The following is a 1,646-nucleotide window of genomic DNA, read 5'->3' as shown; positions in this document are numbered from 1 at the left end:
AGAGGTCGTTCTCTTTCCGAACCTCGTGTGTGGTTCTCGCTGGTCAGACATGAGATGGCCGCTGTCACGGGAGTCTCGGTTCGTTGCTGGCCGAGATGTCGTGGGGGTGGCGGATGCCGTCGATGCGGGCGGTGTTGGAAGCGCGTCGGAAGGCCGCGGCGGTGCGGGTGGAGGAACTCGAAGCCGAGCTGGAACGGGTGCGGGCGGCTCTGGCGGACGCGGAAGAGGCGCTCAGGCGCCGGGTGATCGGCCTGGAGCAGTATCTGGAGGCACTGGCCGAGGCGGATGCGCCTGCCGAAGTGGTCGGCGGGGTGTCACAGCGCAAGCCGGTGGGACCGCGCCGGGCGGTGCCTCACCGGCAGAACGCCACCGGGGTCGAGGAGTTGTCCCCGGACTATCAGGTGTTGATGGCCGCCGCGGTGGAAGCGCAAGGAGACGGGCTGGGTGCCCGGCAGGCAGCGGTGGTGCTGGGCTGGGACAGTGCCTCCGCTTCCCGCGTCGAGGGAGCAAGGGCCCGGCTGAAACGGCTGGTGGAACGTGGCTGGCTGGTCGAGGAGAAACCGGGCAGGTTCATGCCGCCGAGACCGGAACAGGCTCCTGGTGCTGGAATGCCAGACGGCGGCTCATGAGCATGGTCATCGACCACAGGACCACGGCTTCGCTGGTCTCGGTCCGCCGTTCGTAGTCACGGACCAGGCGCCGGCTGCGCAGGAGCCAGGCGAAGGATCTCTCCACGACCCAGCGGCGGGGCAGGACCTCAAAGCCGCTGGCATCGTCGCTGCGGCGGACGATGTCGAGGACGACTCCGAGGTGCTGGGTCGTCCAGTCGGTGAGGTGGCCGGAGTAACCGCCGTCGGCCCAGATGCGCGCCAGCCGCCGGAAGTACTTCTTTGCTGCGGGCAGCAGGATGCGGGCGGCGTCCCGGTCGGTCGTCGACGCTGGTGTGACAGCCACGGCCAGCAGGAGGCCGAGCGTGTCCGTGAGCAGGTGGCGCTTGCGCCCGTTGATCTTCTTCCCGGCGTCGTATCCCCGTGAAGCGAGGGCGACCGTGGCGTCAGCCTTCACCGACTGCGAGTCCACGACCCCCGCGCTCGGCTCCTGATCACGGCCCTCCGCCCGGCGGACGGCCTCACGCAGCCGGTCGTGCAGCTCGGCCACCAGCCCCGTATCCCGCCAGCGGGCGAAGAAGGCATACACCCGCGGCCAGGGCGGGAAGTCACAGGGCATCGCCCGCCACTTGATGCCGTTGTCGACGAGGTAGCGCACCGCGTCGATCATCTGCCGGTGGCAGTAGCCCTCCGGACGACCGCCCCTACCCGCCAGCCAGGCCGGCACCGGCAGCAGATCCCGCACCTGTGCCCACTCGGCATCGCTTATGTCCGAGCCGTACCGGGGACGGCGTTCCGGCCGGTCGGTCGCGTTCCCGAACCGATGGGCGAGACAGTCACACCCAGGAGTGGACGGACTGGACCCGGCAACCACGACCACGCGACACTTCGACAACAGGGCCTCTTGCCTCTCGCTGGACTCGACAACCGCGAGCTACCAAGAGGCCCTTCCTTCATGCCCCGACGCCGGCCAACTCACCCGAACCAGGACCCCGTTCGAAGCAGACCGAGCACACGACCGGATAGAGAACGGCCAGT

Annotated in this window: 2 protein-coding genes; one reads left to right on the top strand and one right to left on the bottom strand. The window is 69.0% G+C overall.

Features of this window, described 5'->3' with window-relative positions; genetic code table 11:
* Positions 1 to 122 precede the first annotated feature (122 nt).
* Positions 123 to 629, top strand: coding sequence for a hypothetical protein (locus tag ACIRD7_RS43330; protein ID WP_403461582.1), 507 nt, complete (start codon positions 123 to 125; stop codon positions 627 to 629).
* Here the strand turns inward: ACIRD7_RS43330 and ACIRD7_RS43325 are convergent.
* On the bottom strand, positions 571 to 1,377 hold the full coding sequence (locus tag ACIRD7_RS43325; protein WP_403461581.1) for an IS5 family transposase: 807 nt from the start codon (positions 1,375 to 1,377) through the stop codon (positions 571 to 573). The genes ACIRD7_RS43330 and ACIRD7_RS43325 overlap by 59 nt on opposite strands.
* Positions 1,378 to 1,646: the final 269 nt, after the last annotated feature.

The sequence above is a fragment of the Streptomyces sp. NPDC093568 genome, assembly GCF_044764945.1.
GTDB lineage: Bacteria > Actinomycetota > Actinomycetes > Streptomycetales > Streptomycetaceae > Streptomyces.
The sequence above is the reverse complement of the archived record's forward strand: the minus strand, read 5'-3'. Positions and strand labels throughout refer to the sequence as shown.

What these genes read in the sequence shown, in the direction of transcription:
- ACIRD7_RS43330 (WP_403461582.1), top strand. Translation starts at nt 123, where the DNA reads ATGCGGGCGGTGTTGGAAGCGCGTCGGAAGGCCGCGGCGGTGCGGGTG.